The organism is Alloyangia pacifica, from assembly GCF_003111685.1.
Classification (GTDB): Bacteria; Pseudomonadota; Alphaproteobacteria; order Rhodobacterales; family Rhodobacteraceae; genus Salipiger; species Salipiger pacificus_A.
Window position 1 is genome coordinate 19,046 of sequence record NZ_CP022195.1, and the last position, 23,743, is coordinate 42,788.

The 23,743-nt window shown below is 67.9% G+C and carries 23 protein-coding genes; 8 read left to right on the top strand and 15 right to left on the bottom strand.

What is annotated here, in order from left to right:
- Nucleotides 1-363 precede the first annotated feature (363 nt).
- Nucleotides 364-624, top strand: a complete 261-nt coding sequence (locus CEW88_RS23880; protein WP_108970896.1) for a spike base protein, RCAP_Rcc01079 family — start codon at nt 364-366, stop codon at nt 622-624.
- Nucleotides 624-2,996, top strand: a complete 2,373-nt coding sequence (locus CEW88_RS23885) for a hypothetical protein (RefSeq protein WP_108970897.1) — start codon at nt 624-626, stop codon at nt 2,994-2,996. The genes CEW88_RS23880 and CEW88_RS23885 overlap by 1 nt, the downstream gene beginning before the upstream one ends.
- 5 nt (nt 2,997-3,001) lie before the next feature.
- Here the strand turns inward: CEW88_RS23885 and CEW88_RS23890 are convergent, their stop codons facing one another.
- From CEW88_RS23890 to CEW88_RS23915, 6 genes are all read right to left on the bottom strand, one after another.
- On the bottom strand, nt 3,002-3,478 hold the full coding sequence (locus tag CEW88_RS23890) for a glycosyltransferase (RefSeq protein WP_108970898.1): 477 nt from the start codon (nt 3,476-3,478) through the stop codon (nt 3,002-3,004).
- Complete coding sequence (locus CEW88_RS23895) at nt 3,475-3,924, bottom strand: UDP-N-acetylglucosamine--LPS N-acetylglucosamine transferase (protein WP_108970899.1); 450 nt, start codon at nt 3,922-3,924, stop codon at nt 3,475-3,477. Before CEW88_RS23895 ends, CEW88_RS23890 begins: the two co-directional genes overlap by 4 nt.
- 186 nt (nt 3,925-4,110) lie before the next feature.
- Nucleotides 4,111-5,451 carry a right-handed parallel beta-helix repeat-containing protein gene (locus CEW88_RS23900; RefSeq protein ID WP_108970900.1) on the bottom strand — a complete coding sequence of 447 codons (1,341 nt, stop codon included), beginning with the start codon at nt 5,449-5,451 and terminating at the stop codon, nt 4,111-4,113.
- On the bottom strand, nt 5,444-6,361 hold the full coding sequence (locus tag CEW88_RS23905) for a glycosyltransferase family 2 protein (protein WP_108970901.1): 918 nt from the start codon (nt 6,359-6,361) through the stop codon (nt 5,444-5,446). Before CEW88_RS23905 ends, CEW88_RS23900 begins: the two co-directional genes overlap by 8 nt.
- Nucleotides 6,358-7,314, bottom strand: coding sequence for a glycosyltransferase family 2 protein (locus CEW88_RS23910; RefSeq protein WP_108970902.1), 957 nt, complete (start codon nt 7,312-7,314; stop codon nt 6,358-6,360). The genes CEW88_RS23905 and CEW88_RS23910 overlap by 4 nt, the downstream gene beginning before the upstream one ends.
- 184 nt (nt 7,315-7,498) lie before the next feature.
- Nucleotides 7,499-7,843 (bottom strand): RidA family protein, encoded by a 345-nt coding sequence (locus CEW88_RS23915; RefSeq protein ID WP_108970903.1) that lies wholly within the window; start codon nt 7,841-7,843, stop codon nt 7,499-7,501.
- 518 nt (nt 7,844-8,361) lie between these two features.
- Here CEW88_RS23915 and CEW88_RS23920 point away from each other — a divergent pair.
- From CEW88_RS23920 to CEW88_RS23940, 5 genes are all read left to right on the top strand, one after another.
- A complete protein-coding gene (locus tag CEW88_RS23920) occupies nt 8,362-9,978 on the top strand; it encodes an ABC transporter substrate-binding protein (RefSeq protein WP_254694613.1) in 1,617 nt (538 codons plus the stop codon).
- 67 nt (nt 9,979-10,045) lie between these two features.
- Nucleotides 10,046-11,047: an ABC transporter permease gene (locus tag CEW88_RS23925; RefSeq protein WP_255455555.1), complete on the top strand. Its 1,002-nt coding sequence runs from the start codon at nt 10,046-10,048 to the stop codon at nt 11,045-11,047.
- On the top strand, nt 11,044-11,976 hold the full coding sequence (locus CEW88_RS23930) for an ABC transporter permease (RefSeq protein WP_108970905.1): 933 nt from the start codon (nt 11,044-11,046) through the stop codon (nt 11,974-11,976). Before CEW88_RS23925 ends, CEW88_RS23930 begins: the two co-directional genes overlap by 4 nt.
- Nucleotides 11,973-12,830 (top strand): ABC transporter ATP-binding protein, encoded by an 858-nt coding sequence (locus CEW88_RS23935; protein WP_108970906.1) that lies wholly within the window; start codon nt 11,973-11,975, stop codon nt 12,828-12,830. Before CEW88_RS23930 ends, CEW88_RS23935 begins: the two co-directional genes overlap by 4 nt.
- Complete coding sequence (locus CEW88_RS23940; protein WP_108970907.1) at nt 12,827-13,627, top strand: ABC transporter ATP-binding protein; 801 nt, start codon at nt 12,827-12,829, stop codon at nt 13,625-13,627. The genes CEW88_RS23935 and CEW88_RS23940 overlap by 4 nt, the downstream gene beginning before the upstream one ends.
- A gap of 72 nt (nt 13,628-13,699) precedes the next feature.
- Here the strand turns inward: CEW88_RS23940 and CEW88_RS23945 are convergent, their stop codons facing one another.
- The 8 genes from CEW88_RS23945 to CEW88_RS23980 form a co-directional block, all read right to left on the bottom strand.
- Nucleotides 13,700-14,641, bottom strand: a complete 942-nt coding sequence (locus tag CEW88_RS23945) for a LysR family transcriptional regulator (protein WP_108970908.1) — start codon at nt 14,639-14,641, stop codon at nt 13,700-13,702.
- A complete protein-coding gene (locus tag CEW88_RS23950) occupies nt 14,638-15,291 on the bottom strand; it encodes an aspartate/glutamate racemase family protein (RefSeq protein ID WP_108970909.1) in 654 nt (217 codons plus the stop codon). Before CEW88_RS23950 ends, CEW88_RS23945 begins: the two co-directional genes overlap by 4 nt.
- Nucleotides 15,291-16,745 carry a dihydropyrimidinase gene (gene hydA, locus CEW88_RS23955; protein WP_108970910.1) on the bottom strand — a complete coding sequence of 485 codons (1,455 nt, stop codon included), beginning with the start codon at nt 16,743-16,745 and terminating at the stop codon, nt 15,291-15,293. The genes CEW88_RS23950 and hydA overlap by 1 nt, the downstream gene beginning before the upstream one ends.
- 88 nt (nt 16,746-16,833) lie before the next feature.
- Nucleotides 16,834-17,760, bottom strand: coding sequence for an N-carbamoyl-D-amino-acid hydrolase (locus CEW88_RS23960; protein WP_108970911.1), 927 nt, complete (start codon nt 17,758-17,760; stop codon nt 16,834-16,836).
- A 22-nt stretch (nt 17,761-17,782) separates the two neighbouring features.
- On the bottom strand, nt 17,783-18,451 hold the full coding sequence (locus CEW88_RS23965; protein ID WP_108970912.1) for an amino acid ABC transporter permease: 669 nt from the start codon (nt 18,449-18,451) through the stop codon (nt 17,783-17,785).
- 12 nt (nt 18,452-18,463) lie between these two features.
- Nucleotides 18,464-19,132, bottom strand: a complete 669-nt coding sequence (locus CEW88_RS23970; RefSeq protein ID WP_108970913.1) for an amino acid ABC transporter permease — start codon at nt 19,130-19,132, stop codon at nt 18,464-18,466.
- Nucleotides 19,129-19,866, bottom strand: coding sequence for an amino acid ABC transporter ATP-binding protein (locus CEW88_RS23975; protein ID WP_108970914.1), 738 nt, complete (start codon nt 19,864-19,866; stop codon nt 19,129-19,131). Before CEW88_RS23975 ends, CEW88_RS23970 begins: the two co-directional genes overlap by 4 nt.
- A 119-nt stretch (nt 19,867-19,985) precedes the next feature.
- Nucleotides 19,986-20,822 (bottom strand): transporter substrate-binding domain-containing protein, encoded by an 837-nt coding sequence (locus CEW88_RS23980; RefSeq protein ID WP_108970915.1) that lies wholly within the window; start codon nt 20,820-20,822, stop codon nt 19,986-19,988.
- A gap of 390 nt (nt 20,823-21,212) precedes the next feature.
- Here CEW88_RS23980 and CEW88_RS23985 point away from each other — a divergent pair, with 390 nt between their 5' ends.
- Complete coding sequence (locus tag CEW88_RS23985) at nt 21,213-21,626, top strand: VOC family protein (protein ID WP_108970916.1); 414 nt, start codon at nt 21,213-21,215, stop codon at nt 21,624-21,626.
- On the opposite strand, the gene CEW88_RS23990 is transcribed toward CEW88_RS23985, so the two are convergent.
- Nucleotides 21,627-23,708 carry an ATP-dependent helicase gene (locus tag CEW88_RS23990; protein ID WP_108970917.1) on the bottom strand — a complete coding sequence of 694 codons (2,082 nt, stop codon included), beginning with the start codon at nt 23,706-23,708 and terminating at the stop codon, nt 21,627-21,629.
- Nucleotides 23,709-23,743: the final 35 nt, after the last annotated feature.

Consider the following 23,743-nt stretch of genomic DNA (forward strand, 5'->3'; position numbering starts at 1 on the left):
TGCCAAGCCGACTCGAGCCGGGTGCCGTCGCACCCTGGGTCCTTGATACGCCCTTATCCCTAACCTTGAATTAATGCGGCCTTGGTGCGGGCGGTGGCGCCATGTGTGTTCGCGGCGCGTGGCCACATCATGTAGACGTGGTCCGGCGCCAGCGGGCCGGCGGTCCCTCATCTCTTAACCGGCTGGAAAGAGTGGAGCAGCGCGCCCCGCATCGGGGGCGGCGCGAGTCGCCCCTTTGGCCTGCTGCGACAGGCAACGCCCGCCGCTGCAGGCTCCTCTTAATGCTCCCCGGAAGACACTGACCCGAGCTTCGATTGGGCGCTTTTGCCCATGCCTCTCGAACCTGCACAAGGGAGACACCCGATGTCCGATGGATTTGCCAAGCACGCGTCAGGACTTTCCAGCCCGGCCACCGAACTCTACGACATCACCCCCGACGATGCCGCGGATCTTGCCGTGGTGCCGCGCGCCGTGGCGGTTGCGACCAGCGGCACGGTCCGGATGACCACCGTAGGCGGCACGACGGCGACGGTCTATGTCGTCGCCGGCTGCCCCTTTCCGGCGCGCGCGCGGCGCATCTGGGCGACCGGCACCAGCGCCACCTCCATCGTGGGGCTGGCCTGATGTTCGTCGGTGTTCGGATCGGCATGAGCCCGGGGGCCACGACGCCCGGCGCGCCCGGGGACCCCGTCCCGCCGCTGCCGGGCGGTTCCGGAACCGTGGATCTCTCCTCCGGGGCGTCGCTGGCCTTTCCCGAGGGCAACCTCGAGCAGGACCTCGCCGGCAGCCAGCTTGCGCTGCAGACCACCTGGAGCGCCGCGGCGGATGGCAACAACCTGTTCTTCCCGCTGTCAGCGGACGGGGTGACGGCGTTTTTCGCCCATCTGCGCCTGCCGATGGAGCTGCGCAACACGAGCAACCGTTTCGCACTGGTTTCGGGGTTTTCGGACAGCAGCAGCGATTTCTTCACGCTGAGCTACTTCGGTGCGGCGCAGGGGACACCCGGCTTGCGCAACAGGATGGTGGCCGGCGTTCGGACGCAGACGGCGAGCTCGCTCGAGATCACCGAAGAGGACTTCCTGATCGTCGCCACCACGGGGGCCAGTGCCACCCAGCTGCGGCTGGATTGGTACGGTCCGGACGGCAGCAGGCATGCGGGCGGGCTGAGCGGCAGCTTCGGGCCGGTCAATATCTCGTCGACCGACGGCTTCTTCACCCTTGGCGCCAACGCCGGGGTGGCCGCCGATCCGATGCCCGCGGACGGTTATCCCGACAATGTGGCTCTGGGCTGGCCCGGCGAGATCCGCGCCTGCGGCTTCGTCAAGTCGGGCGAGCCCGGCGTGCCGATCCCCGAGGCCGTCTGGCAGGAGATCGCAACGGGCGACGACGTGGCGGCGGCGCTCTCGGGCACCGTGCCGCTGTTCCTGCGGGTCTTCGACGGTACTGCGGCCTCGCTCGCCGCGCCGGGCCCGGGCGACATGACCCATGCCTCGACGGCCTGGCCCTTGGTCGCCAGCCTGCGCCCGGGCGGCAGCGTGGGACGCTCGGCCTTGTCCGGCTGGCTGAGGCCGGATCGCCACGCGGACGGTTTCGTCTACGGCATCGCGGCCGGAGAGACCTCGCGCGAGGTGACCCTTGCCGGGACGGCGGATGCCGCGCTCGACGGGCAGGCCGTGCGGGTGCGGCTGGTCTACGAGGACGGCACGATCGCGGTGGACTGGACGTCTCTGGGGACGATCAGCGGCGGTGCCTTCTCGGGCACGGTGAGCGTGCCCTACGGGCTGGATCGCGGCTGGATCGGGGCGACGCAATACGACCTCGGTGACGGCGAGATCGTGGCCGAGGATCGGGACCGCTGGGGCGTTGGCTGGAAGATCATGCCGCTTGGCCAGTCGCAGCTCGCGGTGCACATGCTGAAGATCACCCATCGGGGGCGGAAGACCAGCAATGCGCTGGTCTCCTATGCGCATGAGAACCCGCGCATGGTCAACAGCCCCGCCAGCCTGCTGCCGAGCCTGCACCGGCTTGGCAGAGGCTGGACGCTTTCGGACGGCGCGTCGGCTTTTGCCGACCAGCTTGCCGCGCTCGGTGTCGGCTGCCCGGTGATGATCCTGCCGGACGCGGTCGACGGCACCGGGCCGGACAGCTTGTTGGACGACAGCTCGGGCGCGCGGAACTGGTCGGAGTTGAGCGGTCGGCTCGCGGCTTTCGGCCATGACGTCTCTTGCGTGGTGATGAACTGGGCGACGCAGGGCTGGTCGACCCGGGGCAGCGTGGCCGAGACGCTAGAGGCGCTGATCTACGGCACCGGCAGCTATGGCGGGACCGTCGACCATTGCCTGAATGACGAGCTGCGCGCCGGCTGGCAATTTGGGCTCTCGCCGGCCACCCGCCATGCGCAGGGCAACCATGAGTACGCCCGCCAGCCGCAGATCGACTATGCCAATGCCGCCGGCCTCAGTGTGGGCCTGCCGGTTTCCGACTATGCGATCACCACGCTCGATGACGTGCATCCCGATGGCAACAAGACGGGCAACATCACCATGGGCGCACGCCTGGCGCTTCTGGCGGCGCAGATGATGGGCGTGGCAACGCCCGCAAAGCCGCATTTCACCGGCGCGATGCGCGCGGGCGGCACCATTGCCGTCAGCGTCTCGCTGCCCAATGGCGGGTCGCTCTACAGCCCGGCGCCCACGGCGCTGACCGGGTTCCAGGTGGACGAGGGCAGCGGCTGGACCGGCGCGGGTTTCACCGCGGCGATCAACGGAAACGCGGTGCTGCTGACCCGGGACAGCGGGGCGTTCCCCGCAGGAACGCAGCTGCGCTACCTTGCCAACGGCGAGACCCGCAACGGGCTGGACGGCACGGACGAGGACCGGATCGTCTCGGGAATGCTGTACGAGACCTGGGCGGGGGACATACTCGGCCTCGGCGTGCCGGTGCTCGGCTCGGTGAGCGGCGGCGCCTGGGTCTCGGGCTGGAGCGCGGTGACCTGAGCGCCTCAACGTGTCTCTGCCAGAAAGCCGCGCAACCTTGCGACGAGGGCATCGCGGGCGGGGCTCGGCGCCTCGCTCGCGGGCTCGAGCGCGGGTGCCCGCAGCAGCGGGGCGATCTCGTTCACCTCCCAGGCGACATGCACCCCGCGCAGCCCCTCGACGTGTTTGGCTGTGGCCAGCTGGTGATCGTTGCGATGTTCGCCGAACCCATGGCGGCGCGGGACGATGATCAGGGGTTTTCTCAGCCGTTTGGCCGAGAGGATGGTGCCGACGCCGGCGTGGGCGACGACCACGCGGGCGGCGGCGAAGCGGCGTTCGAACTCGGCAGGGGGCAGCGCGGCGTGAACCATGAGATTGGGCCAGCTTCCGGCCGTGACGCCGGTCTGCGCGACGATGGGCTCGTCAAGCTCGGGGGCGATGGCGTCGAGGGCATCGATCAGCCGATCGAAGGGCAATTGCGTGCCGACGCTCGCGAAGATCACAGGATCGAGCCCGCGTAATCGACGCCGGTGTCCCGCGCCACGTGTTCCCATTGGCTGAGCGACAGATGCGCCCAGCGTCGGGCGAGCGTGCCGGATTTGGACATGCTTTCGGCATTGGCCACGCTGTCGATCCAGATCGTGCGGGCGCCGAAAAGGCGCCCCCCGGCGATCGCCAGCAGGCCGGACATCGCGCCGGTGCTGAGAATGACCTGCGGCCGCCAGGTCAGAAGGCACCAGAACACCCGCAGCGCCGCCAGAACCGCCAGCGCCGGGCGGTCGCGGTTGCAATCGGGCACGATGACCGCGGGGGTCGCGTTAAAATGTTCGGGCAACCCCCCCATGGTGGTCATGTAGAGCACCTCGTGCTCGGCAAATGCCTCCCGCAGCAGGCAGAGTTGTTGCCAGTGCCCGCCGGCGGAGGCAACTGCAAGTACACGCTGAACCATTCAACTCACCTCATTGGGACTCGGAACTCTGCCCGGGGACGCCGCGCAATCCCTGCGACTCTCTCCCTGCCGCGAGGAGTGTCGGCACATTTTCCTAACTCGTGGTAAACGCGGCCCCTCGGCAGGGATTGGTCACTGCAAAGCGGCCAATCCGCGGGCTCTGCTCAGGGCCTCTCGGGGATAAGATCATTGCCATTCGATCGCCCCGAGGTCCGGCAGGTGCCCCTTGGGGCGCGCGGTGCCGAAGCGGTCGCGCGGCGGTGCCAGCGACGGGTCGGCGCGGTCGACCAGCGGATTGTCCGGTGCAACGCTGCGGAAATCCCCCTCCAGCAGCCGCGGAAACAGGCGAATTGGTTGACGCAGGATCATGTTGCCGCGCGGCGTCATCAGCGGCGATTCCTGCGCCATCCGCGAGATCAGCCCGGCGGCGACGTTCCCCGCGATGCGCACGTCGTGCGCGGGCGCGCCATCCTTTTTGTCCTGCACGAGGATCCACGGGTGCGTCGTGCCCGGTGTGCCGCGGGCATGCACCACCGTGTTGTTGAGGATCGTGACGCCCCGGCCGCCATAGACAGCGATGCCGTGGTAGGCGCTGACCGAGATGATGTTGTTCTCGATGCGCAGCCCGTCGAAGGCGCCGTCGAAGAGGCCGATGCCCTGCAGCACGCAGCGCAGCGGGTGGTCCTGTGGCCCGGTCCATTCGAGGATCGTATTGCGCGCCAGAACCAGGTCCCGCACCGGCTGGCGCTGCCCGTCGCCGGGCTTGTTCGCCCAGGACTGGATGCCGTCGTCATGGTTGTCGTTGATTTTTATGCAATTGCCGATCTCGTTGTCCTCGACCCGGCTCCCATCGCCGAGCACCCGGATCGCATCGCCGGAGAAGCCGTAAATCCGGTTGCCGTGCGCGGTGGCGCCGTCGCCTTCGAGCGTGAGCCCGAAATTCGTGCCCGTCAGGCGGCTGTCGAAGAGTCCACTCTCCGCGCCGCGCAGGAGCACGCCGTTTGGAGCCCAGTTCCGCGTCCAGTCCTCGAGCCCCCACCCGAGGTAGGCCGAGGGCGCGTCGGGGCTGCCGCGCAGCTCCAGCGCCTCGAGGCGGATGCGCGCGGTGCCGCGCGCCGCCTGTACCAGCGCCGGCGGCAAGCCGCCCGGCGCTCTTGGCCAGAGCCGGAGGCCCGTGAATGTGAGCCCGCTGCCCCGGTCGATGCGCAGCGCATCCATGTGCACGGTGCCGGGCTCTGCCGGGAGGATGCGCAGGGGAGGAACGAAGCCGGGGGCCTGCAGCGCCACCCTGCCGTAAGTGCCGGGCAGGAGCAGAATCCGGTCGCCGCCGCGAACCTCGGCGCTGTTCAGCGCGGCCCAGAGGCTGGTCCAGGGGCTGTCCGGCTGTCCGGATCCGGGACCGCGCGCTGCGCCGGGGGGCGCGACGTAGTGATCGCGGGCGAGGGCGGGGGCGGCGCTGAGCAGCGCGAGGGCGAGCGCCAGCCCGCGGCAGAGGCGCAGGGTTGAGCGTGGGCGCGGGTCAGGCACGCTGGCTCTGACCCTGGCTCAGGCGCTGCAGGCGAAGCAGCACCGACAGGCCGCGCAGCGCCGGATCGCCGGGCCGCGCGCCGATGGCGCGGGCGATCGCCTCGCGCGCCGCGTCGCGCTGGCCGAGGCGGCGCAGGGCCCCGGCCAAGGTGCGCCATTGCTGCGCCATCTGCTCGGGATGGCGGGCGAAGCGGGCCTCGTGCTTGTCGAGGATGCGGCGCCGTGCGGCGGCCCAGAGCTGCAGTTCGCGGGTGAGGCTGTTGGCCGAAAACGTCTGGATCACCAGCGGTGCGTCAACGAAGGCGAAGCTGCCATGGTCCGACAGGCGCAGCGCGCAGTCCCAGTCCTCGAGCGCCGAGAGGGTCGTGTCGAAGCCGCCGATCCGGGTCAGGACGGCGCGCCGCGCCATCAGGGTCTGCGTGCTGATGAGGCTGCGCGCGAGCAAAGCTTCGGAGAGATCGCCCTCGACCCGCGCAAGCTCGGGGCCGGGGACGTAGCGCGGGGCAAGGCGCGCCGCCGCCTCCTGCCCGGGGGCGGAGGAGATCAGCATGCCGCAATAGGCGGCGATATCGCCCATGCCGCGGTCGCGCAGCCGGCGCATCTGGCGTTCGAGTTTTTCGGGCAGCCACTCGTCGTCGCTGTCCTGGAAGGCGATCCAATCGCCCCGCGCCTCGGCAAGGCCGCGGTTGCGCGCCGCAGAGGGGCCGGCGTTGCGCGGGCTGGCGATGACGCGCAAACGCGGGTCGGACATTGCGCGGGCGCGGGCCAGCGTGGCGTCGGTCGAGCCGTCATCGACGACGATCAGCTCGAAATCGCGCCAGCTCTGGCGCAGGACGCTCTGGATGGCGGCGGCGATGCTGGCCTCGCGGTTGTAGGCGGGCAGCACCACCGAGACGGCGGGGGCGCTCATCCGCTCCTCCTCAGGGTCCAGCGCATCGGGTAGCTGGCGGGGCGCAGCAGTGACAGGACCGGGGTCAGCGGCAGACGCCAGCGCCAGTGCCGCTGGCCACGACCGATCAGCCGCCACTCGCGGCGCCAAAGGCCATAGGCAAGGCGCAGGTGCCCTTGGGCGAAGGCGATGCGGATGGTGTAGACGGCGGCGCGGGCGAGAAAGGCGCGGCGCAGGGGATCGGGCGGACCGTAGCACCCCTGAGCATCCTGTGCGCGCATGAAGTGGTAGCCTTCGGCCACGCGCGGCGCGTCGGCGCTGAGACTGTCCGCCGCCCCGATGCGATGGGCGACGATCCAGTCGCCGGTGAGGCAGAGCACCGGGCCCGCCCCGCTGGCGCGGAGCAGCAGATCGCTGTCCTCGCTGCAACGCACCGCGGTGGTGAAGCCGCCGAGCTGCTCGAAGAGATCGCGCCGGATCAGCAGGTTGCAAGACGCGAAGCGGAATTGCGGCAGGGCGGCAACGGCGAAGAGGGCGTTCTCGAAACGCCGGGTCCGGCGCCGGGGGACGCGGGGCAGGGCGGGGCTGGCCCCCTCGGGACAGTCCGCCGTCTGCTGGAAGATCATCGCCGCCGGTCCCGCCGCCCGCACCGCCTGCAGCAGCAGCGGCAGGGCATCCGGCGCCCAGACGTCATCGCAGTCGAGAAAGGCGATCCACTCGGCCCGCGCCGCCGCGGCGCCGCGGTTGCGGGCCGCGCCGGGGCCGGCGTTGGGCTGCCGCAGCAGGCGGATCCAGCCTTCGGCCCGGCGCGCGGAGATCGCCGCCTGCGCGGCTGCGGCAGAGCCGTCGCGCGACCCGTCGTCGACGACGATGACCTCGATCTCGGGCCGCTCGGGCAGACAGGCCAGACAGGCGCCGATCAGCGCGGCGCGGTTGTAGAGCGGGATGACGATGGAGAGCGCGGGGTTGCTCATCGCGGCGGACCGAGGCTGGGGGTGTCACTGTCCGCGCCGGCGGCGGTGCCGCAGGTGGACAGGGGCCAGACTTCGCGAAAGTCCTTGCGATTTAGTTAAAATATCCGGGGTCGGCGCTGCCAGATGCCGAGGAGAGAACCCCGCGCCCCGCAGGGCGCGGAGTATCGTTGTCCGCAGGGCCGGCTCAGCCGACGGTGGCGGTCACGATGAATTCGACGAAATAGTCGGGGGTCGCGAGCTTGGCTTCGCCGGTGGCGCGGGCCGGCGGGTTCGCGGGATCGACCCAGGCGTCCCAGACGGCGTTCATCGCGGCGAAATCGGCCATGTCGGCCAGCCAGATCGTGGTGGTCAGCAGGCGCGACTTGTCCGAGCCGGCCTCGGCCAGCAGCCGGTCGACCGAGGCGAGCGCGTCCTTGCACTGGGCGGTGACATCCGCGCCTTCGCCGACCTGGCCGGCGAGGTAGACGATGCCGTTGTGCACGACGGCCTGGCTCATGCGGGCGCCGGGTTCGATGCGGGTGATGGTCATGAAACGTCCTTTCAAGGGGCGGCGGGCATCGTTCTGGAGGCCCTGCCGCGGGCCAAGATGCGCGCGGGCGGGCAGGAGCTGCCCCGCGCCATCGGCCCCAGTTAGACCGCCGCGCCTGACCGCATCAAGGTCTGTCGGGCCGGTCAAACCAGGACGGCCTGCACCGATTAGCCCAGCCAGCCGATGGGATCGCGCGGCAGCCGCAGGCGATGATCCCAAGTTATGGACTGAGGCCCGCGCCGCCCCGGAAAGTGTCAAAAACCCCGGCCTCCCAAAAGCTTGCGCAACGGCGCTTCGGAACGGCCTCCCGAGGCGCCCTTCGTGACGCGACGAAACCCCTGCGGGCTTTTCCTATTTGATCATAAAATGATCGACACAGAGCAAAAACTGACCGAACCTTGAGCAATCGCGCCTCGTGACGCTGCGAAGCCTGTTTGAACCGCCTTCGGGATGGGGAGATTGGCGGCAGCGGCGCCGGAGCGCGCAGCGAGAGACCAAGAAACTTCAGGGAGACGACCATGACCCGACATACCCCGTCGCGGACCATGCGCATCGGTGCAGCACTGCTGACCGCCGCGCTGCTGTCCAGCACCGCGCTGACCGCGCAGGCCGAGACGCCGCCGAACATGCTGGTGATCGCGCAGCGCATCGACGACGTAAAGACCATGGACCCGGCCGAGAGCTTCGAGTTCACCGGCTCCGACATCAGCCGCAACGTCTACGAGAACCTGGTCGACTTCGACCCGATGGATCTCGACGCCGGCTTCCAGCCCGCGCTGGCGGAAAGCTGGGAAGTGTCCGAGGATGGCACCCAGATCACCTTCGCCATGGCAGATGGCCATGTCTTCGCCTCGGGCAACCCGGTGACGGCGAAGGACGCCGAGTTCTCGCTGCGCCGCGCGGTGCTGCTGAACAAGACCCCGTCCTTCATCCTGACCCAGTTCGGCTTCACGCCGGAAAACGTCGAAGAAACCATCGTCGCGCCCGACGAGAAGACCCTCGTGCTGAAGCTCGACAAGGCCTATGCCGTGTCCTTCGTGCTGAACTGCCTTGCGGCGACCATCGGCGGCATTGTCGACATGGAAACCGTCATGGCCAACGAGCAGGACGGCGACATGGGCAACGCCTGGCTGCGTGACAACACCGCCGGGTCCGGCCCCTACAAGCTGGCGTCCTGGAAGCCCGACGAGAGCTACACGCTGGATCTGAACCCCGAGTACACCGGCGACGCGCCCGCGATGAAGCGCGTGATCGTGCAGCACATCCAGGAAAGCGCAACCCAGCGTCTGCAGCTCGAGCGCGGTGACGTCGACATCGCCCGCAACCTCTCGCCCGAGGATGTGGCTGGTCTCGAAGGCGTCGACAGCGTCAAGGTGGTCGACGAGCTGCGCGGCCGCCTGATGTATTGGTCCGCCAACCAGAAGAACGAGTACCTGTCGAACCCGAAGGTGCTCGAGGCGATGAAGTTCGCCACCGATTACACCGGCATGCAGGACAGCTTCCTGAAGGGCCAGTACATCAACCACCAGGCCTTCCTGCCGAAGACGTTCATGGGCGCGGTCGATGATCTGCCCTACAGCTTCGACGTGGAGAAGGCCAAGGCGCTGCTCGAAGAGGCGGGCTACCCGGATGGCTTCGACATCACCATCAACGTGCGTGATGCGCAGGACCGGATCGACATCGGCCAGTCGCTGCAGAACACCTGGGGCCAGATCGGCATCAACGTCGAGATGATCGTGGGCACCGGCGCGCAGACGCTGGACACCTACCGCGCCCGCGAGCACGACATCTATCTGGGTGCCTGGGGCCCGGACTATCCCGACCCCAACACCAACGCCGGCACCTTCGCCTACAACCCCGACAACTCGGATGAAGCCGGCGCGACCGGCCTGCTGGCCTGGCGCAACGCCTGGGATCTGCCGAAGATGAGCGAAGAGACCCTCGCGGCCGTGGTCGAGCAGGACAGCGAGAAGCGCGCGGAGATGTACCGCGAGCTGCAGCGCGAGTTCATGAAGACCAGCCCCTTCGGCATCATGTTCCAGCAGATCGAGCAGAACGCGATGCAGGACGGCGTCCAGCACTTCGTGGCGGGTGGCGCAACCACCGCGGTCTCTTACTGGGTCGTGACGAAGTAAGCCCGTGAGCCAGTCTGCAACCAACACCGGAGGAGGGCGCGCCGCGTCCTCCTTTCCGCCAAGCTGGCTGAAGAAATTCGTCAGCCTTGCCTTCACCGTGGCGATCACCCTTCTGGGCCTGCTCTTCGTCACCTTCATGATCGGCCGCGTGATGCCGATCGATCCCGTGCTCGCGGTCATCGGCGAGCGCGCCTCGCAGGCGCAATACGACCAGGTCTTCCAGGAGCTCGGCCTCGACCAGCCGCTGATCGTGCAGTTCGGCATCTATGTCAGGGACGTGCTGCAGGGCGATTTCGGCACCTCGATCCGCACCGGCAAGCCGGTGGCCGAGGACATTGCGCGCGTCTTTCCCGCCACGCTGGAACTCGCCACGCTGGGCACGCTTCTAGGCGTCGTCCTCGGCGTTCCGCTGGGCGTTCTCGCCGCGGTCTACCGCGGCAGCTGGATCGACCAGATCTCGCGGCTGATCGGCCTTGTCGGCTATTCCATGCCGATCTTCTGGCTCGGCCTCATGGGCCTGCTGATCTTCTACGGCATCCTTGGCTGGGTGGCCGGGCCGGGGCGGCTCGGAGTTTTCTACGAGGGGCTGGTGCCGACGCGCACGGGCCTGCTGCTGGTCGACGCGATCATCGCCGGCGACTGGGACGTGTTCAAGGACGCGCTGTCGCACATCATCCTGCCTGCCTGCCTGCTGGGCTATTTCAGCCTGGCCTACATCAGCCGGATGACCCGCAGTTTCATGCTCGAGCAGCTGAACTCGGAATATGTCATCACCGCGCGGGTGAAGGGGCTGAGCGAATGGCACGTGGTCTGGCGCCATGCCTTCCGCAACATCGCCATCCAGCTCATCACGGTGATCGCGCTGGCCTATGCCAACCTGCTCGAAGGCTCGGTGCTGACCGAGATCATCTTCGCCTGGCCCGGCATCGGCAGCTACATCACCACCTCGCTTCTGGCCAATGACATGGCCTCGGTCCTTGGGGGCACCGTCGTGATCGGAACGATCTTCGTGTGCATCAACATCTTCTCGGACCTTCTCTACCGCTTCTTCGATCCGAGGGCCAAATGACCTCGCACACACCTATCGACGCCAAGCCGGGCCTGAAGGCCTGGCTGCTGAGAGACACGCCGCAGTCCCGCGGGCAGGCGCGCGCCGCCGCCTGGTACCAGGGCTGGCTGAAACTGACCTCCAACAAGCTGACCTCGCTCGGCCTCATCGTGCTGGTGCTGCTGGTGCTGGCGGCGCTCTTCGCGCCGATGCTGGCCACCGACAATCCCTTCGTTCAGGACCTCGGCGCGCGGCTCAAGCCGCCGGGCTGGGAGGGGCATATCTTCGGCACCGACAGCCTTGGCCGCGACATCTATTCGCGGCTGCTCTACGGCGCGCGGATCTCGCTCTATATCGTGCTGCTGGTGGCGCTGGTGGCGCCTTTGCTGGGGCTCATCATCGGCACCACCGCGGGCTATTTCGGCGGCTGGGTCGACACGGTGCTGATGCGCGTCACCGACATCTTCCTCGCCTTCCCGCGGCTCATTCTCGCGCTGGCCTTCGTGGCGGCGCTGGGGGCGGGGATCGAGAACGCGGTGCTGGCGATCTCGCTGACCGCCTGGCCGCCCTATGCGCGGATCGCCCGGGCCGAGACGCTGACCATCCGCAACTCGGACTACATCCACGCCGTCCGCCTGCAGGGCGCGGGGCCGGTCCGGATCATCACCAAGCACATCTGGCCGCTGTGCATCTCGTCGCTGGTGATCCGGGTGACGCTCGACATGGCGGGGATCATCCTCACCGCGGCGGGTCTCGGCTTCCTCGGTCTCGGGGCGCAGCCGCCGAGCCCGGAATGGGGCGCGATGATCTCGGAGGGGCGCAAGTACATCCTCGACTACTGGTGGGTCGCCACCATCCCCGGTCTCGCCATCTTCGCCATCTCGCTCGCCTTCAACCTGATCGGCGACGGTCTGCGCGACGTGCTCGACCCGAAGGAGAGCGGCAAATGAGCAATCTTCTGGATATCGAGAACCTCTCGGTGCGCTTTCCCACGCGCTCCGGCACCTTCGAGGCGGTGCGGGGGATTTCCCTGTCTCTGGGCAAGGAGCGTCTGGGGATCGTCGGCGAGTCCGGTTCGGGCAAGTCGATGACCGGCCGGGCGATCCTTGGCCTCATCCGCAAGCCGGGGCAGGTGACCGCGGACCGGCTGGAGATGCTGGGCGAAGACCTTCTCACCGCCTCGCCGAAGCGGATGCGGGCGATCCGGGGCAAGCATATCTCGATGATCATGCAGGATCCCAAGTACTCGCTGAACCCGGTGATGACGGTGGGCGACCAGATCATCGAGGCGCTGCGCACCCATGAGAAGGTGAACAAGGCCGAGGCCTACAAGCGCGCGCTCGAGATGCTCGAGGCCGTGGCGATCCGCGAGCCGGAGCGGGTGATGAAGCTCTACCCGCATGAGGTTTCGGGCGGCATGGGCCAGCGCATCATGATCGCCATGATGCTGATCCCCAACCCCGAGATCCTGATCGCCGACGAGCCCACCTCGGCGCTCGACGTGTCGGTGCAGCTGCAGGTGCTCGAGATCATGGACAAGCTGGTGCGCGAGCGCGGCATGGGGCTGATCTTCATCAGCCACGATCTCAACCTCGTGGCCGGGTTCTGCGACCGGGTGGCGGTGATGTATGCCGGGCGGATCGTCGAGGTCTGCGAGGCGGGCAAGCTGCACGAGGCGAAACACCCCTACACGCTGGGACTGCTCAATTCGGTCCCCGATCTCGAACGCCCGCGGCCGCGGCTGGAGGCGCTTGCGCGCGATCCGGACTGGCGCGAGGCCCCTTCCGTGAGTGCGATGCTATGAGCCAGCCAGAGATCCAGATCGAGGGGCTCGAGGTCTTCTTCGGTGCCGGTCACGAGCGAACCCGCGTGGTGCATGGGATCGACCTGAACGTCGCGCGGGGCGAGAGCTACGGGCTCGTCGGCGAGTCCGGTTCGGGCAAGTCGACGGTGCTGCGCGCACTGGTCGGGCTGGTGCCGGACTGGCTGGGGACGATGAGCGTCGGCGGCGAGAGCCTGTCCCGCTTGGGCCGCTCGAAGGCGTTCTACCGCACGGTTCAGATGGTGTTTCAGGATCCCTATGCCTCGCTGCATCCGCGCCAGACCGTGGACCGCGTGCTGAGCGAGACGCTGGCGCTGCACGGCATCAAGGACCGGGTGGATGCGCGCATCGACAAGCTGCTGGAACAGGTGGGGCTCGGCGGCGGCTTTCGCTTCCGCTACCCGCACCAGCTTTCGGGCGGGCAGCGGCAGCGGGTGGCGATTGCCCGGGCGCTGGCGCCCGAGCCCAAGGTGCTGCTGCTCGACGAGCCGACCTCGGCGCTCGACGTGTCGGTGCAGGCCGAGATCCTCAACCTGCTGTCAGATCTGCGGTCCGAGTTCGGCCTGACCTACCTGATGGTCAGCCACGATCTCGGCGTCATCGGCCACATGTGCGACCGCGTGGCGGTGATGCAGACCGGCGAGATCGTCGAGACGCTGGAGGTGGAGGCGATGCGCAGGCTGCAGGCCGAGCACCCCTATACCCGCCACCTGCTGGACAGTGCGCTGCGCTCCTCGGGCCACGCGGGCATGGCCGAGGCAGAGCGCTCGGCGATCTGAAGCCGGCGACCTTCGCCCGCCATCAGCACCCGGGCAGGCAACTGTCCGGGTGCTCTCATTCTGGGGGAAGGATCAACCCCGGGGCGGCTCCGCGATCAGCAGGTCGCTGTCGGCGAAGGCGGCGCGCAGGTCCGACATGAAGCTGTGCAGCAGCCCCGAATAGGGCACGCCCCGGCGGGTGTACATCACCGCCTTGACCTCGCAGGCGGGCAGGAAGGGCTTGCAGACCAGCGCCTCGGTGGCATGGGTGGTGGCGGAATAGGGGTCGACGACGGTCACCCCGAGGTGCTGCGCCGCCAGCGCCGTGGCGGTGGCGCAATAGCGCACCTCGATGCGCGGGGCGTAGGTGGCGCCGACCTGCTCGTAGGCCTTGCGCACCAGCTGCCCGAGGTTCGAGCCCATTTCCAGCCCGACCAGCGGCTCGGCCTGCAGGTCGAGCGCGGTGAGATGGGGCTTGGCGGCGAGCGGGCTGCCCTTCGGCACCAGGGCCACCATATGGGCGCGCTGCAGCACGTCGACGTTCACCGTGGTCTGTCGGTCGTGGTCGATGGCAAGGCCGATGTCGGCCTGCCCGCTTTGCACCGCGTCCTTGACCTGTTCCAGCCGCCGCACGTCGAAGGCGACCGAGACGTCAGGCCGCGCCTCGAGAAATCGGCGCAGGGCGACAGGGGCCACCGAGTAGCCGAGCGGCGGCGTGGCGATCACCTTGAGCCGCCCGGCCATGCCGAGCTTCATGTCGCGCGCCCGCTGCGAGAAACCGCGCATCAGCGCGAAGACCGGGCGGATTTCCTCGTAGAGCGCCTTTGCCTCGGCCGTGGGCTGCAACCTTCGCCCGGTGCGCTCGAAGAGGGTGAGCCCGAGCTGGGTTTCCAGCTGTCGCAGCCCCGCCGAGACCGCCGGCTGCGAGATGCGCAGCTGCTCGGCGGCCTCGACAGTGGTGGCGCAGCGCATCATCGCCGCGAAGATCTCCAAGAGCCGCAGCGAGACGTCCGGAAGGCCCGGCTCGGTGGTCATTCGGGGGCTCCGACCAGTCCCAGCGCCATGGCGGCGGCGGCCTGCACCGGATCGATCACCGCGATGCCGATGTCGCGCTCGAGCCGTGCCCGGATCGGCGCCATGCCGGCGCAGCCCAGAACCACCGCGCCCGCGCCCTTATCGGCCAACTCGCGCCCAAGGGTCACGCACATGCCATAGACCTCCGGGTCGCGGCCCGAGGCCTCGGCCGAGACGCCGGGCAGGGCCAGTTCGGCGGCAAGGCGGCTTTCGACGCCCATGGCGCGGATCTTCACCCGATGACGGGCGACCGAGCCGGGGGCCAGCGCGATGATCCCGAAGAGATCGGCGCGGGCCATGGCGGTAAGAATGCCCGCCTCCTGCACGCCGATCACCGGCTGCTTGACCAGCGTGCGGGTCAGCTCCACGCCCGGATCGGAGAAGCAGGCCGAGACATAGGCGGCGGCATCGGGCCGCGCCTGCGCCGCCTCGGCAAAGCCGAGCCCGGCGCGGGCGACGTCCTCGGCGGTCATGATCGTCGCCGGCGAGGCGGGCAGATCGGTGACCTCGAAGGCCGGGCCATGGGCCGGGGCGAGATGGGCGATGGCGTCGCGGATGCCCTGCGTGACGCTGGTGGCGGAGTTGGGGTTGATGATCAGGATCGGACCCATCAGCGCAGCTCCGCGCCGAAGTTCTGCGCCGGATCGAACTCCTTGGCGGTGACGCCGGGCTTGCCGCGCAGGTCGACCGGCTGGCGCGCGACGAAGCGGCCCTGGCCTTCCTGCGCCTTCAGCTCGCCATGCTCGACGATCACCGCGCCGCGGTTCATCACGAGCTCGGGCTTGCCGATGATCTCCATGCCTTCAAACGGCGTATAGTCCATGTTGTCGTGCTGGTCCGCCGCGGTGACGGTCACCCGTGCCTCGGGGTTCCAGATGGCGATATCGGCGTCCATGCCGGGCGCGATACGGCCCTTGCGGTCGCATCCGAAGGTCTTGGCGGCGTTGGTGGACGAGAGCGCCACGAACTGCTCGAGGGTGATCCGCCCCTTCACCACGCCTTCGGAGAAGAGATAGGGCAGGCGCGCGGCGATGCCGGGCATGCCGTTGGCGATCTTGGGATAGGGAATGTCGGACCCGTTCAGGAACTTGCCGGTCTCGTCGAAACGGTAGGGCGCGTGATCCGAGCTGACGCTCTCGAAGGTGCCCTGCGCGATGTGGTGCCAGAGCGCGCTTTGCGTCTGCGCGTCACGCAGCGGCGGCGAGCAGATGTATTTCGCGCCTTCCATGTCGGGCCGGTCGAGATCGGTCCGGGTGAGCGCGAGGTACTGCGGGCAGGTTTCGGCAAAGAGCTTGGCGCCGTTGAATTTTTCCCGCCGCACGATCTCGGCCCCGCCTTGCGTCGAGACGTGCACGATGAAGAGCGGCGCGTCGACCAGCTTGGCCAGCTGGATGGCGCGGTTGATCGCCTCTTCCTCGGCCAGCTCGGGGCGCGAGATGGCGTGGTATTTCGGTGCCGTGAGCCCCTTGGCCGCAAGCTTGCGGTTCATCCATTTGACCATGTCGTTGTTCTCGGCATGGACCATGGTGATCGCGCCATGCGCGCGCGCGACAGTGAGGATGTCGAGCATGCCGCCGTCGCCGAGGTTCATCAGGTCATAGGTCATGAAGACCTTGAAGCTGGTTATGCCGCGGGCAAAGGCGCGGGGCAGCTGGTCCTCGAGCACCTCGGGCTTCGGGTCGGAGATGATGAGGTGGTAGGAATAGTCGATGACCGAGCGCGCGGCGCGGGCGTCGTAGGTGGCGATGACGTCGTCGACCGACTGGCCGCGCTGCTGCGCCGCGAAGGGGATGAACGAGGAGTTGCCGCCATAGGCCGCCGAGATCGAGCCCGAGAGGTAGTCGTCGGCGGTCATCACCCCGGAGGAGCTTTCCTGCGCGATATGGGCGTGGGCCTCGATGCCGCCGGGCACGACGATGCGCCCGCCCGCGTCGATGCGGCGGTCGCCGCCCTCGAGCTTTTCGGCCACCGCGGCGATGCGCCCGTCGCGGATGCCGATGTCCCCCTTCGCCGTGTAATCGGCGGTCGCGATCAGGCCGCCGTGGATCACCGTGTCGAATTGCATCTCGTCTCTCCTTGCCGGCCGCCATGGGCCGCTGTCCGTCTGTCCCCGCGGGGACGGGCGCCGGGGAGGGCTCCCCGGCGCGCCTGTCTTATTCGGGCACCTTCACACCGGTCTGGCTGGCGATCAGCCCGTAGTGCTCGATCCGGCGGTGCGCCGCGAAGTTGAAGACGGTCGACTTGCCGAAGTCGCATTTGGCGAAATCCGCCTCATGCACGATCAGCTCGTCGCCCTCGCCTTCGGCTTTTGCCACAACGAAGCCGTCGGGGTCGACGATGATCGAGCCGGCGAACATGTGGTTGCCGTCCTCCATGCCGCATTTGGCGACGGCCACGGCATAGGTCGAGTTCTGGTAGGCGCCGGCGCAGACCGAGAGTTCGTGGTGGTACATGCGGCGCTCGATGCCTTCTTCCTTCGACAGGTTGTTCTGGCTGGGGGTGTTGTAGCCGATGGTCACCAGCTGCACGCCCTGCAGGCCGAGCACGCGCCATGTCTCGGGCCAGCGGCGATCGTTGCAGATCGCCATGCCCATGATCACGTCCTGGTTCCTGACGACGCCAAAGCCAGTGTCACCGGGCAGGAAGTAGCGCTTTTCCAGATGCTGGTGGGTGCGCTCGGGCTCGAACTCGGCGTGGCCGGGCAGGTGGGTCTTGCGGTACTTGAGCACGATCTCGCCCTCCGGGGAGACGATGATCGAGGTGTTGAAATGGTCCCCCTCCGGCGTCAGCTCGCAATAGCCGAAGGTGAAGCCCATGCCGCAGGCCTTCGCCTTGTCGAAGAGCGGCTGCACCGCCGGGTTCGGCATCTGGGTTTCGAACCAGTGGTCGAACTCGGAGCGGTCCTCGACGTAGAAGCGTGGGAAGAAGGTGGTCAGCGTCATCTCGGGGTAGACGAGGAACTTCACACCCTTGGCGTGGGCTTCGTCCATAAGCGCGACCATCCGGGCGACGACTTCGTCGCGGGTCTCGTCCTTCTGGATGCCGCCGATCTGGGCGCCGCCGATAATCATCTTCGTCATGGGTCTTTCCTTTCAGGGACGTTCAGTGCACCGCGAGCCCGCGCTGGTACCGCGAGATCAGGCGCACCAGCGGCCAGAGGATCGCGAGGTAGATCAGCGCCGCGAGGATCAGCGGCGAGGAGTTGTAGGTGACCGAGCGGGCCATGTTGGCCGAGTAGAGCAGCTCGGAGAGCGAGACGACAGAGGCGAGCGAGGTCAGCTTGACCACCTCCACGGTGTTCGAAAGCAGGTCGGGCAGCACGTTGCGCACCGCCTGCGGCAGGACCACATGGGTCAGGGTCTGCGCCTTGCCGAGCCCGGTGGCGCGGGCGGCCTCTGTCTGGCCCTTCGGCACCGACTGGATGCCGGCGCGGAAGACCTCGGCGAAATAAGCCGAGTTGTTGAGGAAGAAGGCGACGACCACGGCCATGAAGGGGCTCAGCTCCAGCCCGGCAAAGGGCAGGCCCGAGAAGACGAAGACCAGTAGAACCAGCGGCGGCAGCGCGCGGAAGAGGTCGATGAAGCCGACCGACGGCCATTTCAGCCACTTGCTCGGCGACAGCGCACCAAGCGCCAGCAGCAGGCCGCCGACGAGGCCGAGCCCGATGACCACTGCGCAAAGCTCGAGCGTTATGACGAGCCCTTTGAGCAGCAGCGGCCAGGCCTGCGCCATGATGCCGAAGTTGAAGAAGAGGTCGATGAAGTTGCTCATGTCATGTGCCCCTTACACGGCCCAGGCGTAGCGCCGTTCGAGCAGGCGCGAGAGGATGACCACCGGCAGGAAGATCGCGAGGTAGGCGAGCGCGGCCATGGTCAGCGGCGTTGCCGAGCCCGAAAAGCTCTGCGCCGACGACGAGACCGCGAGGATTTCCTTCACCCCGATCACCGAGCCGAGCGCGGTCATCTTGGTGATCGCCAGCGCGCGGTTGACCAGCGGCGGGATACCCATGCGGATGGCCTGCGGCAGCGCGATCTCGAAGAGCGTCTGCGCGAAGCTGAGGCCGGTGGCGCGGCCGGCTTCCCATTGGCCCTTGGTCACGGCGGTGAGACCGGCCCAGAAGATCTCCTCGGCGAAGGCGGCCAGCACGCCGCCCAGCACGAGGATCAGCACCATCGGCCCCGAAAGGTTGATGCCGAGTCCGGGCAGGCCGAAATAGAAGATCAGGATGACAACCAGCGGCGGCAGCGCGCGGCCGATGTCGGCGAAGGCGACGATGGGCAGGGTCAGGTACCAGCGGCCGAGCGTGCGCAGGCAGGCCAGCGCAAGGCCGAGCGCGAGCCCGCCGACCACGATGATCGCGCTGAGCCAGAGCGTCGTGACGATGGCCGAGAGCAGATCCGGCAGGTATTTCGCCATCACCGTGCCGTCGAAGAAGGTGTCGAGGAATCTCATGCGGCGCTCGGGTGCAGGCGGGAGAGGAAGGCGCGCAGGCGCTCGGATTTCGGGTTGCCGAAGATCTCCTCGGGGGGACCGGCCTCGACCACCACGCCGCCATCCATGAAAACGACGCGGTCGGCGGCCTCGCGGGCGAAATCCATCTCGTGGCTGACCACGACCATGGTCATGCCCTCGTCGCGCAGCTGCTTCATCACCTTGAGCACCGAGCCCACCAGCTCGGGATCGAGCGCCGAGGTCGGCTCGTCGAAGAGCATGACCTTGGGATCGAGCGCCAGCGCCCGGGCGATGGCGACGCGCTGCTGCTGGCCGCCCGACAGCTCGGACGGCATGGCATCCGCCTTATGCGCCAGCCCGACGTGCTCGAGCATCTCCATGGCGCGGGCCTTTGCATCGGGCTTCGACCGTTTCAGCGCCTTGACCTGCGCCAGCATGACGTTGGCCAGCACCGACTTGTGCGGGTAGAGGTGGAAGCCCTGAAACACCATGCCGATCTTCAGCCGCATCTTGTCGAGCGCGGCGCCATGGCAGGCGGTGACATGCGCGCCGTCGAGAAGGATGCTGCCCGAGGTGGGCTCTTCGAGCCGGTTGCAGCAGCGCAGCATGGTGGATTTGCCAGACCCCGAGGGGCCGATGACGAAGACCAGCTCGCCCGGCTTCACGCTGAGGTCGATCGAGGTCAGCACCTGGGTGTCGCCGAAACGCTTTTCGAGCTGGTTGATCTCGAGCATCGGTCTTTGGTGGACCTTGGCAGGGGAGGAAGAGGGTGCTGCGTGCATGCGTAAACTTTCGATGAACGGGCGGGACGGCGGGCGCCCCGCCCGGAGATGTCAGGGAGCAGTGTCAGCGATCAGAAGTCGCAGGAAACCTCATGCGCGGTCTCGTCGTAGCCGTCGAAACCGGGGGTGCCGTAGCCGGGGGTCGGGGTGACGATGGTGGTGCCCTCGGTCGGGGTCACGCCGAACCACTTCTCGGACAGGGCGACCATGGTGCCGTCGGTCTTCAGGCACTCCAGCACGGCGTCGATCTTGTCGCGGGTCTCGACGTCGTCCTTGCGGAACGGGAAGGCCCAGACGAGGCCCGTGGGATACTCGTAGCTGAGATCGATGCGCGGGTTCTGCTTCGCCGCCCATGCCGAGACGGTGGCGCCGGCGAGGTTGGCGTCGGCGCGGCCGGTCGAGACCGCCTCGACCGCGTCGGTGTTGGTGCCGTAGGCAACGACTTCCCAGCCGTATTCACCGGCCTTGTCGTTCAGGAAGCTCTCGTAGACCGAGCCCTTGTTGACCGCGATGGTCTTGCCCTTGAAGGCATCGAGACCTTCCATCGCCTCTGTCCCCGCGGGGACAGTGAAGGCAAAGTTGGTGTCCATGAAGCCCTCGGAGAAGAGCAGGTTCGACGCGCGCTCATCGGTGACGGTGGTCGGGGCGACGAGGAAGTCGTAGGTGCCCGCCTGCAGCGCCGGGATCAGGCCGGAGAACTGCGCGGCGACCACCTCCATCGGGACGCCGAGCTTGTCGCCGATGGCGGCGGCGAGATCGATGTTGAAGCCCTCGACCCCGCCCGAGAGGCTGGGCATGGCGTGGGGGGCAAAGGTGCCGTCGAGCGCGACCTTGTACCCTTCGGCATGGGCCGGGATGGCGGCAAGGGCGGTGAGCGCGGCGGAAAGCAGAAGGCTCTTGGGTGTCATGGGGTGGCTCCGTGTTGGATGATCTGTTTTCTTGGCATCGGGAGGATGCGAGACGTGATTTCAAAAAGCCGCTGGGCCGGGGGAGGAGCAATACAAATCAAGATTATAATGGAACTATAATAATAAGGTCAGTTTATACTTTGCCGCTCGCTGCCGGTGGGATCGGCGCAGCCGGTTGAGGAAGAAATAGTTACAAGATAATGATATTATTGGTTTAATATGATCTTCGCCCGACCGCCCGACGTGACCTTCTGACGCCGTCGCAGCGGGGGCCTTGGGCCAAAGCGTCTCTGCAGGCCCCCTTTACGATGCCTGCGGAATGGGCAATCCCTGAGCCACCACGCGCCGGGCGATGCGTCCTGCGCTTCTCAAACGCTCAAGGGGCCAGCCATGAAATCCCTCTTCCACCTCGCGATTCACGTCACCGACCTCGATGCGGCGCGCGCCTTTTACGGCGACGTGCTCGGCTGCGAGGAAGGCCGCTCGACCGACAGCTGGGTCGATTTCGACTTCTTCGGCCATCAGCTCTCGCTGCACCACGGCGAGCCTTTCCCGGTGACCCGCACCGGCAAGGTCGGCGAACACATGGTGATGATGCCGCACATGGGCGCGGTGCTGCGGCTCGATGACTGGCTGGCGCTGGCGGACCGGCTGGCCGAAAAGGGCGTCGCATTCGACATCCCGCCGGTGATCCGCTTCGAAGGCGAGCCGGGCGAGCAGCGCACCATGTTCTTCTTCGATCCCTCGGGCAACCCGATCGAGATCAAGGGCTTCAAGGACTTCGACGGTCTCTTCGCTGCCTGATCAGCCCCACATGTCGCGCATCTGCGCGGCGATATCGATCCGCCCCGGCGCCGGGGCGGGCCTGCTGCCCTGAGAGGCCGGCGACCAGTGCTCGCTCTCGAAATGTCCGAGCATCTCGCGCGGGATGAAGCGGGTGCGCGTGGCATAGACGTGCCGGTCGCCACCCCGGCTCTGCTGCGTCACGTAGAACCGTAGCGGCAGGCCCAACGTCAGCCGGTCCTTGGCGCGGGTCATCGCCACATAGAGCAGCCGCCGCTCTTCCTCCAGTTCCGGAGTCGAGCCCGTGCCAAGGTCCGAGGGGATGCAGCCATCGACCGCGTTGAGCAGGTAGACTGATTTCCACTCCTGCCCCTTGGCCGAATGGATGGTCGACAGGATCAGGTAATCCTCGTCCTTCAGCGGCACCCCCGAGCGGTCCGAGGTGGCGTCGGGCGGATCGAGCGTCAGCTCGGTCAGGAAGGCCTCGGCCGAAGGGTAGCCAAGCGCGATCTGCTCGAGCTGCAGCAGGTCGTCGCGGCGGGTGTCGGCATCCTCGTGGATGCGCGTAAGATGCGGCTCGTACCAGGCCCGCGCCAGCCCGATGGCGGCGGGCCAGGGTGCGCGCGTGGTCATCGCGGCGACGAACGCGGGCCAGTCGGCCTCGGCCTTGGCGGGGGGCACAACATCGGCCAGCGCCGCCGCGGGATCGGGCGAGAGATTCAGCGCATCGAGGATGTTCGCCGCCGACTTCGGCCCGATGCCGGGAATGAGCTGCAGCACCCTGAAACCCGCCACCCGGTCGCGCGGGTTGCGCGCCAGCCGCAGCACCGACAGCAGGTCCTTGACATGGGCGCTGTCGAGGAACTTCAGCCCGCCGAATTTCACGTAAGGCACATTGCGCCGGGTCAGCTCGGCCTCGAGCTGCACCGAGTGGCTCGAGGTGCGGAAGAGCACCGCCTGCTGCTTGAGCGCAGTCCCGGTCTCGCGGTCTTCCAGAATGCGGTCCACCATGTAGCGCGCCTGGTCGGCCTCGGTGCTGACGGTCACCAGCCGCGGCTTCTCGGCCGAGGCGCGGGTGGTCCAGAGGTTCTTGGTGAAGCGCTCGCGCGCCTGCCCGATCACCGCGTTGGCGGCCTCGAGGATGGGCGCCGTCGAGCGGTAGTTGCGGTCGAGCGTGATGACATCGGCGGGCGGGGCAAAGGCTGCGGGAAAGTCGAGGATGTTGCGCACCGTCGCGGCGCGGAAGGCGTAGATCGACTGCGCGTCGTCGCCCACCACGGTCAGCCCGCGCCCGTCCGGCTTCAGCGCCATGAGGATGCGCGCCTGCAGCCGGTTGGTATCCTGGTACTCGTCGATCAGCACATGGTCCCAGGCGCCGCCGATATGGGCGGCGAACTCCGGGTCGGACATGACCTGTGCCCAGGCCAGCAGCAGGTCGTCGTAATCGAGCACGTTCTGCGCCTGCTTGGCGCGGACATAGGCGCCGAAGAGGGCCTTCAGCTCGGCCTCCCACATGGCGCACCACGGAAAGTGGTCGCGCAGCACCTCGGCCAGCGGCTCGCCGGCGTTGACCGCGCGCGAATAGATCGACAGGCAGGTGCCCTTGGCCGGAAAGCGCTTCTCGGTCTGCGACAGGCCCAGCCCGTTGCGGCAGAGGTTCATCAAATCGGCGCTGTCCTCGCGGTCGTGGATCGAGAACTCGGGGCTGAGCCCGATGGCGGGCGCGTGCTCGCGCAGCAGCCGCGCGCCGATGGCGTGGAAGGTGCCGGCCCATGTGAGCGCCTCGGCAACGATCCCGGTGCCCATCGCCCGGGTGGTGATCGCCTCGACCCGGCGGGTCAGCTCATTCGCCGCGCGGCGCGAGAAGGTCATCAGCAGGATGCGCTGCGGATCCGCCCCGTTCATCAGCAGTTGCGCGACACGGTGCGCCAGCGTGCTGGTCTTGCCCGAGCCCGCCCCGGCGATCACCAGCAGCGGCCCTGCCGGCGCCGCATCCCCGGGCCGCACTCCGAAGGTGGCGGCGGCGCGCTGGTTCTCGTTCAGCGCCGCGAGCGGGTCGGCCTGCCCCGCGGCCTTCGCTGCCGTGATCTCTACCTGTGTCATCTGCTGCCCGATCCTGCGCTGCCCTGCGGCTTGGT

Excerpts from the sequence above, each read along its gene's own strand:
- CEW88_RS23920 (WP_254694613.1), top strand. The coding sequence starts at position 8,362 with ATGACCCGACATACCCCGTCGCGGACCATGCGCATCGGTGCAGCACTG.
- CEW88_RS23895 (WP_108970899.1), bottom strand. The coding sequence starts at position 3,924 with ATGGTTCAGCGTGTACTTGCAGTTGCCTCCGCCGGCGGGCACTGGCAA.
- CEW88_RS23905 (WP_108970901.1), bottom strand. The coding sequence starts at position 6,361 with ATGAGCGCCCCCGCCGTCTCGGTGGTGCTGCCCGCCTACAACCGCGAG.
- CEW88_RS23985 (WP_108970916.1), top strand. The coding sequence starts at position 21,213 with ATGAAATCCCTCTTCCACCTCGCGATTCACGTCACCGACCTCGATGCG.
- CEW88_RS23980 (WP_108970915.1), bottom strand. The coding sequence starts at position 20,822 with ATGACACCCAAGAGCCTTCTGCTTTCCGCCGCGCTCACCGCCCTTGCC.
- CEW88_RS23910 (WP_108970902.1), bottom strand. The coding sequence starts at position 7,314 with ATGAGCAACCCCGCGCTCTCCATCGTCATCCCGCTCTACAACCGCGCC.
- CEW88_RS23880 (WP_108970896.1), top strand. The coding sequence starts at position 364 with ATGTCCGATGGATTTGCCAAGCACGCGTCAGGACTTTCCAGCCCGGCC.
- CEW88_RS23885 (WP_108970897.1), top strand. The coding sequence starts at position 624 with ATGTTCGTCGGTGTTCGGATCGGCATGAGCCCGGGGGCCACGACGCCC.
- CEW88_RS23915 (WP_108970903.1), bottom strand. The coding sequence starts at position 7,843 with ATGACCATCACCCGCATCGAACCCGGCGCCCGCATGAGCCAGGCCGTC.
- CEW88_RS23940 (WP_108970907.1), top strand. The coding sequence starts at position 12,827 with ATGAGCCAGCCAGAGATCCAGATCGAGGGGCTCGAGGTCTTCTTCGGT.
- CEW88_RS23945 (WP_108970908.1), bottom strand. The coding sequence starts at position 14,641 with ATGACCACCGAGCCGGGCCTTCCGGACGTCTCGCTGCGGCTCTTGGAG.
- CEW88_RS23950 (WP_108970909.1), bottom strand. The coding sequence starts at position 15,291 with ATGGGTCCGATCCTGATCATCAACCCCAACTCCGCCACCAGCGTCACG.
- hydA (WP_108970910.1), bottom strand. The coding sequence starts at position 16,745 with ATGCAATTCGACACGGTGATCCACGGCGGCCTGATCGCGACCGCCGAT.
- CEW88_RS23960 (WP_108970911.1), bottom strand. The coding sequence starts at position 17,760 with ATGACGAAGATGATTATCGGCGGCGCCCAGATCGGCGGCATCCAGAAG.
- CEW88_RS23990 (WP_108970917.1), bottom strand. The coding sequence starts at position 23,708 with ATGACACAGGTAGAGATCACGGCAGCGAAGGCCGCGGGGCAGGCCGAC.
- CEW88_RS23935 (WP_108970906.1), top strand. The coding sequence starts at position 11,973 with ATGAGCAATCTTCTGGATATCGAGAACCTCTCGGTGCGCTTTCCCACG.
- CEW88_RS23970 (WP_108970913.1), bottom strand. The coding sequence starts at position 19,132 with ATGAGATTCCTCGACACCTTCTTCGACGGCACGGTGATGGCGAAATAC.
- CEW88_RS23975 (WP_108970914.1), bottom strand. The coding sequence starts at position 19,866 with ATGCTCGAGATCAACCAGCTCGAAAAGCGTTTCGGCGACACCCAGGTG.
- CEW88_RS23965 (WP_108970912.1), bottom strand. The coding sequence starts at position 18,451 with ATGAGCAACTTCATCGACCTCTTCTTCAACTTCGGCATCATGGCGCAG.
- CEW88_RS23930 (WP_108970905.1), top strand. The coding sequence starts at position 11,044 with ATGACCTCGCACACACCTATCGACGCCAAGCCGGGCCTGAAGGCCTGG.